Source organism: Actinomadura scrupuli (genome assembly GCF_050971785.1).
GTDB classification, from domain to species: Bacteria; Actinomycetota; Actinomycetes; order Streptosporangiales; family Streptosporangiaceae; genus Actinomadura_E; species Actinomadura_E scrupuli.
The window spans coordinates 1,019,745-1,032,363 of record NZ_JBPCCU010000002.1 but is presented as its reverse complement, the minus strand read 5'-3'; the positions used below and the strand labels follow the sequence as shown (position 1 = coordinate 1,032,363).

Below are 12,619 nucleotides of genomic sequence, written 5' to 3'. Positions count from 1 at the left end.
GACGATGACCTTCCGGTTGCAACCGGAGGCCCTTGGCCGTCCGAAGGTTGATTAATGGACACCGCGATGATGCTGTTCACCCGCGATCTCCGGGTGCGCGACAACCCCGCTCTGGCCGCCGCGTGCGCGGCCGCCGACCAGGTGGTGCCGCTGTTCGTGCTCGACGAGGCAATCCTGAGCGGCCCTTTCGGCGTGCCCAACCGGGTCCATTTCCTGCTGGAGAGCCTCGACGACCTGCGCGGGTCCCTGCGTGAGCGGGGCGGCGATCTCGTACTGCGGCGCGGCGATCCGGTGGCCGAGACCCTGCGGCTGGCGGCGGAGACCGGCGCCGAGAAGGTCTTCCTCAGCGAGGACGTGTCCTCCTACGCCGTCCGGCGGGCGGAACGGCTCCGCCGCAAGCGGCTCGGGGTCTCGGTCCACGCCGGGGTGAACGTCGTCTCGCCCGGGCTCCTCCGGCCTGCCGGAGGCGACCACTACCGCGTCTTCACGCCGTACTGGCGGGCCTGGAGCACGACCCGGCGGCGGCCGCTCGCCGAGACACCCGCGACCGTACGGCTGCCGGGCAAGCTGCCGGGCAACTTGCCGGCCGGCCGTCTTCCGCGGGCCGGGGAACTGCTCAGGGGACCGCTGTCGCCCGACCTGATGCCGGGCGGCGAACGGGCGGCCCGGGAGCGAATGACGGCATGGCTGAACGAGTCCGCCGGAGGCTACGACGACGGTCATGACGACCTCGCCGGGGACCGTACCTCGCGGCTCAGCCCCTATCTGCGGTTCGGCTGTCTTTCCCCGCTCGAGCTGGAGCAGGCGGCGCGTGACCACGAGGGTTTCCGTCGTCAGCTCGCCTGGCGGGATTTCCATTACCAGGTGGCCGCGGCCTTCCCCGACCTCATGCGGCACGACTACCGGCACAGGGACGTCGCCTGGCACGAGGACGAGGAGGCGCTGGCCGCCTGGTGCGAGGGCCGCACCGGCTATCCCATCGTCGACGCGGGCATGCGCCAGCTGCGCCGCGAGGGCTTCATGCACAACCGGGCCCGCATGATCGTCGCCTCCTTCCTGACCAGGAACCTGCAGATCGACTGGCGCCACGGCCTGCGGCACTTCAACGACTGGCTGCTCGACGGCGACGTGGCCAACAACGCCGGCAACTGGCAGTGGGTGGCGGGCACCGGCAACGACACCCGGCCCAACCGGGTGATGAACCCGTTGCGGCAGGCCACCCGCTTCGACCCGGACGGCGGCTACGTCCGGCGGTACGTGCCCGAGCTGGCCCGGGTCGACGCCCCGTACATCCACCAGCCCTGGCGGCTGCCACCGGCGCTCCGCCGGGAGCTCGGTTACCCGGATCCGATCGTGGATCCGGGCTGAACGCCGGTGTGCCGCCCGAGGTCCCGGTCCGATCCGGGCGGCACACCGGTCCACGCTGCACGCTCCGCTCCGCTATCTCCCAGATCTCCTATCTCCCAGATCTCCCCCGTCGGACCGATCGCGGAAGGACTCCCGTTGAGGACTCTGCTCAAGACGGCGCTGGCCGTCACGACCACGGCGGCCGTCGGCGGTCTCGCCACCGACCCGAAGACCACCTGGTACGCCCGGCTGGACAAGCCCTCGTGGCAGCCGCCGCCGCCCGCGTACCCGATCGTGTGGACACCGCTGTACGGGCTGATCGCCTATGCCGGAGCCCGCGCGCTGGACCGGGCCCCCGAGGCTGTACGACCGGCCCTGGCCCGGTCGTACGGGCTGAACCTGGCTCTCAACGCGGCCTGGACCCCGCTGTTCTTCGCCGCGCGGTCCCCGCGGGCGGCACTGGCCGAGATCGCCCTGCTCAACCTGTCGAACCTGGAGCTGACCCGCAGAGCCTGGCGGGCCGACCGCCGCGCCGGAGCCCTGTTGCTGCCCTACCTGAGCTGGACCGTGTTCGCGACGGCGCTCAACGCGGCGATCGTGCGCCGCAACCGGTGACACCGGCCTCCGGGCACCCCGACACTGGTCTCCGGGCACCCGCAGGCTCTGGACACCGGGCTGTGAACACCGGGCTGCCGGCCCCGTGGCTCAGGTGTACGCGCCGCGGCGGTGGCAGCCGGCGAGATGGTCGTCGACCAGGCCGCACGCCTCCATCAGCGCGTAGGCCGTGGTGGGCCCGACGAAGCGGAAGCCGCGCTTCTTGAGATCCTTGGCGAGCGCCTTGGAACCCGGCGTCGAGGCGGGCACGTCGGCCGAGGTCTTGGGGGCCGGCGCGTCGGGATCGGCGTAGGCCCAGACCATGGCCGCCAGGCCGCCCGGCAGGGCCAGTGCGGCTCCCGCGTTGGCGATGGCCGCTTCGATCTTGGCCCGGTTGCGGACGATGGACACGTCGGCGAGGAGCCGTTCCACATCGTCGGGCCCATAGGCCGCGACCTTCTCCAGGTCGAAGCCGGCGAAGGCCCGCCGGAAGCCCTCCCGCTTGCGCAGGATGGTCAGCCATGACAGGCCGGACTGGAAGGCCTCCAGGCAGAGCCTTTCGTAGATGCCCTGGTCGTCCCGGACCGGACGGCCCCACTCCGCGTCGTGGTAGGCGATGTAGTCGGGTGTGGACAGCCCCCAGGGACAGCGTGCCAGCCCGTCCGCGCCGACGACCGCGCTCATCCGGCCGCCAGGCGCGCGAGACGACGCAGGCCGAGGCCCATGAACCGGCGGAACAGCGGACCCACGACGACCCAGCCCGCCTTGCCGAGCGCGCCCAGTGGCAGGTCCAGCCGCTCGGCCCAGACGATGCTCGAACCGCCCCCCGGCATCGGGCCCACCTCGAACCAGGCGTCGCCCTGGACCAGCCGTCCGGTGTGCCGGACCGCCACCCGACGCCCGGGCCGCCATTCGGTGATCACCATCGTGTCGAGGAAGCCGAACGGCCCCACCCCGGTCCAGCCGCGCAGGGCCGCGCCGACCTCGTGGCCGCCCTCGGCTCGGGTGAACGGCATCCACTCGGCGTGCCGTTCCCAGTCGGTAAGGACCTCGAAGACCTGCTCGGCGGAGGCGTCCACCGTCGTCTTCGCCATCACCTCGACCGGGCTCACCGGGACGGCTCCGCCGGCGCGAGGACCACCCGGTCCGGCCCCGTACCAGTGATCGCCGCCGCCCAGGTGAGGCGCCTCGCGGATCCTCCGGCGACCGCCACGGAGCCCCCGGCAACCGCCACGGAGCCCCCGGCAACCGCCACGCAGCCTCCGGCAACCGCCACGCAGCCTCCGGCAGACCTCACCGGTCCTCCGGGGACACCGTGTCGCCCCGGGCCTCGTGAGCGCCGCCGTAGGTGTCCTCGCGCAGCGGACCCGGGCCGTACTCCTTCTCCAGGGACCGACCGGCACCATGAACGGGCAGCTCCTCGGGGTGGCCGAACCCCGCCGGCGGGGACCAGGAGGCGGGCTCGGGGTCGTCCTCGGCGTGCGGCGCGAACCAGGGGCCGCCGTTCTCCGAGCCGGCGCCGGAGTCCTCCTGGAGCTCGGCCAGGCGCTGCTGCAGGAGGGCGACCAGTGCGTCTCGTTCGGTCAGCGCGTACGCCATCCGGCGCAGCGCCTCGTCGGTGACGCCCACGTGGTAGCCCCACAGGCTCCTGGGCAGCCGCAGCAGCGCGACATCGGTGCCCACCAGCGGCCGGCCCGTGGGCAGCCGGAGCACGGGGTGGTCCGGATGGACCTCTGCCAGCTCACCGCCCCTGCCGAGAGCGAGCACGACCACCGCGGCCAGGACGGCCACAGCCGCCGCGGCGATGACCACGACCATGATCACGCTCCTTCGTCGGTTATGCGGGTACTCCTCTGATCGTGCCATGATCTGAGACGTGACGTTGCGTGAGGTGGCCGTCCTGGCAATCGGCGACCCGGTCCCGGGCGGTGTCGCGGACGCGGGGACCTCACCGCCGGTGAGCAGGGTGGGCGAACTACTGGCGGCCGGCGATCCGGTCCTGGTGAGCATCGAGGTCTCCCCCGATGAGGACGAGGCGGCGCTGCTGGCCGCGGTGTCGGTCTACGCCTGGCTGGGGGTCGAGGCCTTCCGGGTGCCCGCCCGGCACCACGCGGCGGTCCGCCAGGCACTCGACATGGTCGCCTCGATCAAGGGCACCCGGCAGCCCACCCTGTCCCGCCGGGGCCTCGCCTGATCTCCGGGTCAGGGCCCGGAGATCAGGCGGCCGTACGGTGATCGCTCCGCTGTGGCCATGCGATCGTGGTCATGCGGCCGTGATCACGCCCAGGTCAGCCGCGGATGTGCGCCCAGGGGCCGGAGATCGCGAAGGTCACGCCGGGCCCCTCCTGCCGGTTGGCGAACAGGATCTGCCCGTCCGGCGAGAACGTGACGCCGGTGAACTCGACGTCGTTGAGAGCGTTGCGGCCGATCGGGAAGGGCTTGCCCTTGCCGGTGGTGCCGACCAGGAACTGCTCGCCGTCGCCGTCCTCTGCGATCACCACGCCGCCGCCGTACGGCGAGACCGAGATGTTGTCGGGGCCGTCGAACTTGCCGCCCGGCTTGAAGATGGTCTCCAGCTCAAGGGTGTTGGTCCGGGGGGTGTACTTCCAGATCTGGCCGGCGTGCGCCGCCGGGGCGCCGTCCGCGGTGTGCGCGAAGCTGGCCGCGAAGTAGACCGACTCCCGGCCCCACCAGGCGCCCTCGAGCTTCTGGCTGCGGGTGATCTTGTCGAACTGCTTGCGGGTGGAGACGGTCGCGGCCGACGGGTCGGGCACCGGCAGCCACTTGACGCCCTTGAGCCGGGTGCCGGGCTCCTGCACGACGGACAGGTCGGGAACGTCCGGGATGTACAGCGCCTCCAGGTCCCCGCCGGCCAGGTACGAGTGGTAACCGCCGTGGCGGTTCTTCGGCCGGAACCGGTAGAAGAGCCCGAACGGGCCACTCGCGTCCTCGGTCAGGTACGCGACGTTGGTGTGCGGGTCGACGGCCACCGCCTCGTGCGCGAACCGGCCGAGCGCGGTCAGCGGGATCGGCTTGGTCTTCTTGCCGTGCACGTCGACCTCGAAGACCCAGCCGTGGCTCTTGGTCTGGGCGGCGATGCCCTCGGTCTCCTCGCAGGTCAGCCAGGTGTGCCAGGGCGTACGGCCACCGGCGCAGTTGCGGACGGTGCCGGCCAGGCTGACGTACTGCGAGACCAGGTTGCCGTGCCGGTCGACCTCGAGGTTGGTCGTGCCGCCCCAGACGGCGGGGTCGTAGACCAGGTGCGGGGGGGCGACGGCCTTGGTGCCGCTGGTGTCCTGCTCGTGGTTGCGCACCAGGAGGGTGTGGTGGTGCTTGCCCGCGAAGGTGGCGGTGCCGTCGTGGTGGCCGGGTACGACCACTCCGGGGGAGATCGGGTCACCCTCGACGGACAGGGTCTTGTACGAGAAGCCCTTGGGCAGGTCGAGCACGCCCTTCGGATCGGGGATCAGCGGGCCGTATCCGTAGGCCTCCCCCGCGGACGAGTCGGCGTTGGCGGCGGTCTGGAAGATCGTGTCAAGACTGCCGGCGAAGGTGATGGCCAGCGCGGAGGCGGCGCCACCGGCCACGAAGCCACGGCGGGACACAGACATGGAGCAAACTCCTCATACCTAAACAATGGTGCCTCGCCGAGCCTGGCGCGCCAGGCTGAACCAGGGGTTATGAGGAGGTAAACGCTCCAGATCAGGGCTGGGCTTCGGCGCGCTCCTCGGCGGTCGGCCGCAGATGCCCGCCAGGGCGCTCCAGTAGTTCGAACGCCTCCGGTACCGAGAAGGTCCAGTCGACGGCCTCCAGCGCCTTGGGCCGGGCGAAGCCCTCGGTGCTGAGGTGGTCGAGCAGCGTCCGCAACGGGCCGTACAGACCGTACGGATCGAGGATGACCAGCGGTTTGTCGTGCATGCCCAGCACCCGGGAGGTCCAGATCTCGAAGAGCTCCTCCAGTGTGCCGAGCCCGCCGGGCAGCACCAGGAAGGCGTCCGAGCGGCGGTCCATCTCGGCCTTGCGGGTACGCATGTCGGCAGTGACGATCAGCTCGTCGTTGCCGTGGTCGGGCAGCTCCCCGTCGTCCATCGATTCGGGGATGACGCCGACCGTGCGGGCACCGCCGGAGCGGGCCGCCGCGGCCACCGCGCCCATCGACGACACGGTGGCGCCGCCGGACACCAGCGAGTGGCCACGGCGGGCCAGCTCGGTGCCGACCTCGGCGGCCAGGTCGAGGTACTTGGGATCGATCCGGCTGCTGGAGGCACAGAACACGCAGATGGACAGACCGCTCATGTGCCCGCGGTCTCCGCGGTGGACCGCTGTGAGGCCTCTTCGAGCTCCCGCTGGTGGTTCTCGTGGGCCTCCTGCACGATGCGTACGACCTCGTCAGGATCATCGGTGAGCTGCAGCAGCTCCGGATCCGAGGGGGAGATCTTGCCGCTGGGCAGCATGGTGGACCTGATCCAGTCCAGCAGCCCGCCCCAGTACTCGGTGCCGACCAGCACGATCGGGAACTGCGTGATCTTCTTGGTCTGGACGAGCGTGATCGCCTCGAACAGCTCGTCCAGCGTGCCGAAGCCTCCCGGCAGCACCACGAAGGCCTGCGAGTACTTCACGAACATCGTCTTGCGGACGAAGAAGTAGCGGAACTCCAGGCCGATGTCGATGTAGGCGTTCATCGACTGCTCGAAGGGCAGCTCGATGCCGAGCCCGACCGAGACCCCGCCGTTCTCGTCGGCGCCCTTGTTACCGGCCTCCATGATCCCGGGACCGCCGCCGGTGATGACGGCATAGCCCGCGTCGGTAAGCTTCGCGCCGATCTCGACGGCCAGCTCGTACTCGGCGGAGCCCGGCTTGGTCCGGGCCGAACCGAAGACGCTGACCGCCGGTCCCAGCTCGGCCAGCAGCCCGAAGCCCTCCACGAACTCGGCCTGGATCCGCAGCACCCGCCACGGGTCCTCGTGCACCCAGGCTGACGGGCCGCGCGTGTCGAGCAGCCGCTGATCGGTCGTGGTCTGGGGGATCGCCTTGCCACGCAGCATCGCGGGCCCTTGACGGTGCATACGTGTGCTGTCCTTCGGTTCCATGCCCTCACGGTAACGAAGGCCGCCAAGCCGTGCCCCATCTTTTCCGGTGGGCCTCATTTGGTGAGCCACGTGCGCATACGCTCCTCACAGGCGAAAATGCGCGGTATCTCGACGTACTCCCCCTTGGTGTGCGCCAGGGCGGGATCACCGGGACCGCAGTTGACGGCGGGGATCCCGAGCGCCGAGAAGCGGGCCACGTCGGTCCAGCCGAGCTTGGGCCGCACGCTGCCCTCGGCGACCCCCTCGGCGACGTCGGGCCGCCCGGTGATCGCCGTGACGAACGCGGCCGCCGCGGGGTGGCCCAGCCCGGGGCGGGCACCGGCGGCGGCGTCGACGACGGTCACCTCGAACCCCGCGAAGAGCTCCCGCAGTACGGCCTCGGCCTCGGCGACGGACTTGTCCGGGGCGAAGCGGTAGTTGATGGTGACCACGCACTCATCGGGGACCACGTTGCCCGCCACGCCGCCCCGGATGAAGACGGCGTTGAGCCCCTCGTGGAAGGTCAGCCCGTCCACCACCGGGCGGGCGGGCTCGTACGCGCGCAGCACGTCCAAGATCTCCGCGGCGCTGTGGATGGCGTTCGAACCCATCCAGGCCCGCGCGGTGTGCGCCCGCTCCCCCCGTGCCGTCACCTCGATGCGCATGGTGCCCTGGCAGCCGCCCTCGATCTCCGCCAGGGTGGACTCCAGCAGCACCGCGAAGTCGCCCTCGATCAGGCCGGGCCGGGTCTCGGCCAGCCGCTTGAGCCCGCTGCGCTCGGCCGCGACCTCCTCGCATTCGTACACCACGTAGGTGACGTCCCGGTTGGGCGCGGGGACCGTGGCGGCCAGCCGGAGCAGCACCGCCAGACCGCTCTTCATGTCGGAGGTCCCGCAGCCGTACATCCGGTCGCCCTCGATCCGGGACGGCAGGTTCCCGTTGACCGGCACGGTGTCGGAGTGCCCGGCGAGGATCACCCGCTCCGGCAGGCCGAGCGTCGTCCGGGCCACCAGCGAGTCGCCGTCCCGGTCCACCTTCAGATGCGGGAGGGCGCGCAGCGCCTCATCGACCGCGTCGACGAGCGTCCTCTCGTTGCCGCTCACCGACTCGATGTCCACCAGGGCAGCTGTCAACGCTCCGACGTCGGAGAACAGGTCAAGTCGCATGCCACCAGAGCGTACGCCCGAACACCTGGTGGTCGCCCGTCCCGACCTGCCGGGTCACCCGTGCCCGCCGACCGTCGGCCGATCACGTGCCGTGAGCCGGCGGGCACTTGCGGGGTCCTGTCAGGCGTCGACGCCGTGTTCGCGCAGGATGTCGTTGAGGGCGAGCTTGTCGTGCTGCTGACCCTCTTCCAGCCGCTTGAGCACCAGCAGGCAGGGCAGGCCGAACTCCCCGCCGTTGAACGTCTTGGTCCGGGTGCCGCCGACGCACACCGACCAGGCCGGCGCCTCGCCACGGGCCAGTTCCTCGCCGGTCTCCACATCGAAGACCCGGGTGGTCTTGGTGAGGATGGACCCCGCACCGAGCTTGGCACCGGTACGGACGCGCGCGCCGTCGACGACCATCGAGCGGGAGCCGATGAAGGCGTCGTCCTCCACCACGACCGGCACCGCGTTCGGCGGTTCGAGCACGCCGCCGATGCCCACGCCTCCGGAGAGGTGGACGTTCTTGCCGATCTGCGCGCAGGAGCCGACGGTGGCCCAGGTGTCGACCATGGTGCCGCTGTCGACGTAGGCGCCGATGTTGGTGAACGACGGCATGAGCACGACGCCGGGCGCGAGGTAGGAGCCCCAGCGGGCGATGGCGCCGGGAACCACCCGTACGCCGTCCAGCCGGGTCTTGAGCGGGATGCGGTCGTGGTGGTGGAAGTCACCGACCTGGGACCGGACCATCCCGAGCACCTTGAAGCTCATCAGGATCGCCCGCTTGGCCCGCTCGTCCACGACGACCTCATTGCTGGCCTTGTCGACGAAGGCGACCCGCGCCTCACCGGTGTCGATCTGGTCGACGGCCGCCACGATGGCCGCGCGGGCGTCGGCGTCCTCGGTGGTGAGCCCGGCCCGGCGCTCCCACAGCTCGTCGACGGCCGCGCTGATCGGGCTGAAGAACGTTTCGGTCATGGCCTGGAGCTTATCGGTGCGCTTCTGCCGGTACGGTCGTGACGTGGTTCGATCGGATGGCGTGGCGAAGTGGAAGACCAGGCGGGTGCGGTGGACCGGCGCGGCCCTGGTCGTCGTGCTCGCTATTGGAGTCGGTGTCTACGCGCTGCTGTCCCACCTTCGCCCGTACCTGCACGGCGACAACTGTGAAGTGCGGACACCGGACGGCTCGGTGCGGCTCGATCTGGAGCAGGCGGCGAACGCGGCGACCATCGCCGCGGTGTCCCAGCGAAAACATCTGCCCGAGCAGGCGCTGGTGATCGCCTACGCGACGGCGTTCCAGGAGTCCAAAATCCGCAATCTGACCGGCGGCGACCGGGACTCCATCGGCCTGTTCCAGCAACGGCCCTCCCAGGGCTGGGGGAAGCCGGAGAAGATCAGTGACCCGGCGTACGCGAGCACGCGGTTCTTCGACGCCCTGGTCAAGGTCAAGCGCTACCAGACGTTGCCCGTGCACGAGGCGGCGCAGAAGGTCCAGCGCAGCGCCGACGGCAGCCTCTATGCCCAGCATGAGGGCAGTGCGAAGGTCATGGCGGGCGGCTACACCGGCCGGGTGACGGCTGCGGTCCGCTGCTGGTACTCCCCCGACCGCCGGACCAAGCCGCGGCTGACGGCGGCGGCGCAACTGCTCCAGACCGGGTACGGCCCGCCGCTGCACGTGGACGATGGCGCCGTGAGCGTGCCGAATCCGGCACTGGGGTGGTCGGTGGCCTCCTGGGCCGTGTCGCACGCGCAGGGGTACGGCCTGACCGAGGTGCGCTTCGGCGGCAAGCGCTGGCGGGCCGACGACGGATTCGCCGGCTGGGACGACGACGACAAGGCCCCCACCGACCGGGTCATCATCCGCTGACCGCCCCGGCCTGACCAGGCTCGGGAGATCGGGCATCCTGGACGCGCTCGGAGCCGAGACCGGGCATTCGGCCGGGCCGGCGGTCATGCGGCAGCACACCCGCCCTGTTGGCCGTCGGGTGTCACTGTTGGCCGTCGGCTTTCGCCCACGGTCTGCGGCAAGCCCTCCCGCACGACTCCTGTGACGTCATGGACACGTAGGGTCAGCAAGAGTCACCTATCCCGCGCGGGACCGACGATCCGCCAAGTCGACTGCGCGGTGCTCTGGCCTTTCGGCCCGAACCCGAGGAGATTCGTGCCCCTCTGGCCGTCCCGCCTGCTTACGGTCCTTGTGCTTGTGTGCGGTGGTTCCAGCGGGGGCGCGGACGGCTGATGGTGTACCGCCACCGGCCCGACCTGTCGCGGGAAATGGTGAACCATTCCGGATGGGCGTATTTCAGGCGGTTATGGAAGGCGCATGCCGGGGCGAGGCGGTCGATGTCGGTAGTGCCGTTCTCGGTCCAGTTGAACACGTGGTCCAGCTGGCACATTCGCACGGGGATGTCGCACTCGTCGGCACTGCAGGTCTCGTAGAGGGCTTCGAGCGCCCGTCGCTGGGCCGGAGTGACGAACCGAGCCGTGCGGCCGAGGTAGAGGGGATGCCCCTCCGACCCGAGGACCAGCGCGGAGATCCCCGCGTTCAGCGCGATGATGCGAGCCTGCTGCGGGCTGATGGGGGTGCCGTCGGCCAGCCGGGCCCGGATGCGCCAGCCACCGGTGATGTTCTCCAGCGGCCACACCGGCACCCGCAGCCTTCCCTCCGGCACCCGGTCATCGTCACCTTCGCCGGACTCGTCTGGGTCGCTGACCGTCACCGCGCCGTCGGCCCTCACCATGTCATCGGTCTTGACCGAGTCCGGCGCGCCGTCGGTCTCCACCGGGTCGCCGACCGCCATCCCGTCGGTCCTCACCGCACCGCCCCGATCCACACCGCCCCGATTCACACCGCCCCGATTCACACCGCCCCGATCCACGCCGCCCCGATCCGCATCAACCGGATCCACGCCGACCGAATCCGCATCGACCGGACCCGCATCGACCGGATCTGCAGGGTCGGCCTTGTCCGGGCGCTCATCGTCATGGGCGGGCACATCGGCTTTCACATGCGCGGTGGCATCGGCGCCGGCGGCGTTGCCGCAGTCGCCGTCATCGTCATCGTCAAGGCTGATGACCAGGGTCGCGTTCCAGCTCGCACCGCCCCCGCTCAGCAGCATGCGCAACGCGTCGGCGTTGCGCTCGGCCTGGTCGCGGGTGTCCTCCGGGCCGGCCGGCTTGGCCAGCGGTGCCAGCCGGTCGGCCAGCAGCGCCGCGAGCTCAGGATCCAGGTCGCCGCGCACGGCGCCACGTCCACCCAGATAACGCGACATCCGCAACCACGACCGGGTCCCACGCCGGGCGTCCTGGCCGGGGTCGTCGGTGCCGTCGCGTTCGGCGATGACCTGGCCGATCCGATCACCCAGCTTGGCGACCTTGGTCGCCGAGACCCCCTCGAGTGCCGCGTCCAGCAGAATCCGCTCGGCGGCCAGGGCATCCTCATCCGACAGGCGCGCGACCGCCTCGCAGATCGTCGCGGCGTATCCGTACGGGAGCTTCCCGGCCGACACCAAGCCCGCGGTGCGCGGCAGGCGGGGTAGCTGACGGGCAGTCGTCAGGCGCTCGGAGGCGCGGCCACTGCGCATTCCCATCGCCGTCGTCAGCCATCCGCGGGTCCCCGCGTACCGCTGCCGCGACGGCTCCGCGGCCGCGTCGGCCCGCCCGACCAGACCCGCCATGGCGGCCTCACCGAGATCCAGCGCCGCGCCCAGCCGCTCGGCCAGCTCAAGGCAGACCGTGGGACATTGTGGCGCCGCCCGCACGGCCAGCACCCCCAGCGCCGCATGGGCCAGCTCCACCAGCTCCCCGCTGGTGGCCGCCTCCCACTCCGTCACTGAGCGCACACCTTCAAGCTACACACGGTCACCGACAATCCTCGAACAGTTATTCGAAGACCTCACCGCCGAGTAAGGCCTCCGCCGTGGTGGCGACCACTCGTCGTTCGCGCGATGTCGAGAGCCGGACGCCGGTTACGACTTCCATCAGAGGCGTCCGCACCGGGCGCCCGAGGACAGAGGAGTCCGTATGGCCACGTCCCCGAACGACAAGTCCCCGAACAAGCGGACGGTGGAGACCTACCTTGACGGTTTCCGGGCGAACGACCACGAGAAGATCCTGGCCTGCCTGACCGAGGACATCGAGTGGACCGTGTTCGGCCACTTCCACCTGACCGGTAAGGAGGCGTACGGCAACGCCATCGAGGGGCCCGGCTTCGTCGGCCCTCCCCGGCTGGAGGTCATACGGATGGTCGAGGAGGGCGACACCGTGATGGCCGAACTTCTCGGGTGGGCGCCCCAGGAGACCGGTGAGCCCGTACGACTGTCGATGGCCGAGGTGTTCGTGATGCGCGACGGCAAGATCGCCGAGCGCCGGGCCTGGGTGATCGTGCTCACCGAGAACGACCACCGCTGAACCAGCCGCTGAACCAGCGGCTCACAGGTCGTGACGTCCCGCGTGGATCTCGTC

Annotated in this window: 14 protein-coding genes; 5 read left to right on the top strand and 9 right to left on the bottom strand. The window is 70.8% G+C overall.

What is annotated here, in order from left to right; all coding sequences use genetic code 11:
• Positions 1-54 precede the first annotated feature (54 nt).
• Positions 55-1,368: a cryptochrome/photolyase family protein gene (locus ACRYCC_RS12465; protein WP_433811427.1), complete on the top strand. Its 1,314-nt coding sequence runs from the start codon at positions 55-57 to the stop codon at positions 1,366-1,368.
• A 135-nt stretch (positions 1,369-1,503) separates the two neighbouring features.
• Positions 1,504-1,962 (top strand): TspO/MBR family protein, encoded by a 459-nt coding sequence (locus ACRYCC_RS12460; protein WP_433811425.1) that lies wholly within the window; start codon positions 1,504-1,506, stop codon positions 1,960-1,962.
• A 90-nt stretch (positions 1,963-2,052) separates the two neighbouring features.
• Here ACRYCC_RS12460 and ACRYCC_RS12455 read toward each other — a convergent pair whose 3' ends face one another.
• The 3 genes from ACRYCC_RS12455 to ACRYCC_RS12445 form a co-directional block, all read right to left on the bottom strand.
• The gene (locus tag ACRYCC_RS12455; protein ID WP_433811423.1) at positions 2,053-2,625 is read right to left on the bottom strand and encodes a DNA-3-methyladenine glycosylase I; all 573 of its coding nucleotides are present in this window, start codon (positions 2,623-2,625) and stop codon (positions 2,053-2,055) included.
• Positions 2,622-3,053 carry an SRPBCC family protein gene (locus tag ACRYCC_RS12450; protein ID WP_433811421.1) on the bottom strand — a complete coding sequence of 144 codons (432 nt, stop codon included), beginning with the start codon at positions 3,051-3,053 and terminating at the stop codon, positions 2,622-2,624. Before ACRYCC_RS12450 ends, ACRYCC_RS12455 begins: the two co-directional genes overlap by 4 nt.
• A gap of 181 nt (positions 3,054-3,234) precedes the next feature.
• Positions 3,235-3,759 carry a hypothetical protein gene (locus tag ACRYCC_RS12445; RefSeq protein ID WP_433811420.1) on the bottom strand — a complete coding sequence of 175 codons (525 nt, stop codon included), beginning with the start codon at positions 3,757-3,759 and terminating at the stop codon, positions 3,235-3,237.
• Positions 3,760-3,817: 58 nt separating this feature from the next.
• Here ACRYCC_RS12445 and ACRYCC_RS12440 point away from each other — a divergent pair, with 58 nt between their 5' ends.
• Positions 3,818-4,135, top strand: a complete 318-nt coding sequence (locus ACRYCC_RS12440) for a hypothetical protein (protein WP_433811418.1) — start codon at positions 3,818-3,820, stop codon at positions 4,133-4,135.
• Between the two features lie 94 nt (positions 4,136-4,229).
• Here ACRYCC_RS12440 and ACRYCC_RS12435 read toward each other — a convergent pair whose 3' ends face one another.
• From ACRYCC_RS12435 to ACRYCC_RS12415, 5 genes are all read right to left on the bottom strand, one after another.
• Positions 4,230-5,552 carry an alkaline phosphatase PhoX gene (locus tag ACRYCC_RS12435; RefSeq protein WP_433811416.1) on the bottom strand — a complete coding sequence of 441 codons (1,323 nt, stop codon included), beginning with the start codon at positions 5,550-5,552 and terminating at the stop codon, positions 4,230-4,232.
• 91 nt (positions 5,553-5,643) lie between these two features.
• Positions 5,644-6,237, bottom strand: coding sequence for an LOG family protein (locus ACRYCC_RS12430; protein WP_433811414.1), 594 nt, complete (start codon positions 6,235-6,237; stop codon positions 5,644-5,646).
• On the bottom strand, positions 6,234-7,007 hold the full coding sequence (locus ACRYCC_RS12425; RefSeq protein ID WP_433812158.1) for an LOG family protein: 774 nt from the start codon (positions 7,005-7,007) through the stop codon (positions 6,234-6,236). The genes ACRYCC_RS12430 and ACRYCC_RS12425 overlap by 4 nt, the downstream gene beginning before the upstream one ends.
• A 77-nt stretch (positions 7,008-7,084) precedes the next feature.
• A complete protein-coding gene (dapE, locus tag ACRYCC_RS12420) occupies positions 7,085-8,176 on the bottom strand; it encodes a succinyl-diaminopimelate desuccinylase (protein WP_433811412.1) in 1,092 nt (363 codons plus the stop codon).
• A 120-nt stretch (positions 8,177-8,296) separates the two neighbouring features.
• Positions 8,297-9,133, bottom strand: coding sequence for a 2,3,4,5-tetrahydropyridine-2,6-dicarboxylate N-succinyltransferase (locus ACRYCC_RS12415; protein ID WP_433811410.1), 837 nt, complete (start codon positions 9,131-9,133; stop codon positions 8,297-8,299).
• Positions 9,134-9,176: 43 nt separating this feature from the next.
• Here ACRYCC_RS12415 and ACRYCC_RS12410 point away from each other — a divergent pair, with 43 nt between their 5' ends.
• A complete protein-coding gene (locus ACRYCC_RS12410) occupies positions 9,177-10,022 on the top strand; it encodes a hypothetical protein (RefSeq protein WP_433811408.1) in 846 nt (281 codons plus the stop codon).
• Positions 10,023-10,341: 319 nt separating this feature from the next.
• Here ACRYCC_RS12410 and ACRYCC_RS12405 read toward each other — a convergent pair whose 3' ends face one another.
• On the bottom strand, positions 10,342-11,988 hold the full coding sequence (locus ACRYCC_RS12405; RefSeq protein WP_433811406.1) for an HNH endonuclease signature motif containing protein: 1,647 nt from the start codon (positions 11,986-11,988) through the stop codon (positions 10,342-10,344).
• Positions 11,989-12,178: 190 nt separating this feature from the next.
• On the opposite strand from ACRYCC_RS12405, the gene ACRYCC_RS12400 reads away from it, so the two are divergent.
• A complete protein-coding gene (locus ACRYCC_RS12400) occupies positions 12,179-12,565 on the top strand; it encodes a nuclear transport factor 2 family protein (protein WP_433811404.1) in 387 nt (128 codons plus the stop codon).
• Positions 12,566-12,619 lie beyond the last annotated feature (54 nt).

Coding starts and splice junctions, on each gene's coding strand:
- ACRYCC_RS12415 (WP_433811410.1), bottom strand. CDS start 9,133: ATGACCGAAACGTTCTTCAGCCCGATCAGCGCGGCCGTCGACGAGCTG.
- ACRYCC_RS12465 (WP_433811427.1), top strand. CDS start 55: ATGGACACCGCGATGATGCTGTTCACCCGCGATCTCCGGGTGCGCGAC.
- dapE (WP_433811412.1), bottom strand. CDS start 8,176: ATGCGACTTGACCTGTTCTCCGACGTCGGAGCGTTGACAGCTGCCCTG.
- ACRYCC_RS12435 (WP_433811416.1), bottom strand. CDS start 5,552: ATGTCTGTGTCCCGCCGTGGCTTCGTGGCCGGTGGCGCCGCCTCCGCG.
- ACRYCC_RS12425 (WP_433812158.1), bottom strand. CDS start 7,007: ATGCACCGTCAAGGGCCCGCGATGCTGCGTGGCAAGGCGATCCCCCAG.
- ACRYCC_RS12430 (WP_433811414.1), bottom strand. CDS start 6,237: ATGAGCGGTCTGTCCATCTGCGTGTTCTGTGCCTCCAGCAGCCGGATC.
- ACRYCC_RS12455 (WP_433811423.1), bottom strand. CDS start 2,625: ATGAGCGCGGTCGTCGGCGCGGACGGGCTGGCACGCTGTCCCTGGGGG.
- ACRYCC_RS12400 (WP_433811404.1), top strand. CDS start 12,179: ATGGCCACGTCCCCGAACGACAAGTCCCCGAACAAGCGGACGGTGGAG.
- ACRYCC_RS12445 (WP_433811420.1), bottom strand. CDS start 3,759: ATGGTCGTGGTCATCGCCGCGGCGGCTGTGGCCGTCCTGGCCGCGGTG.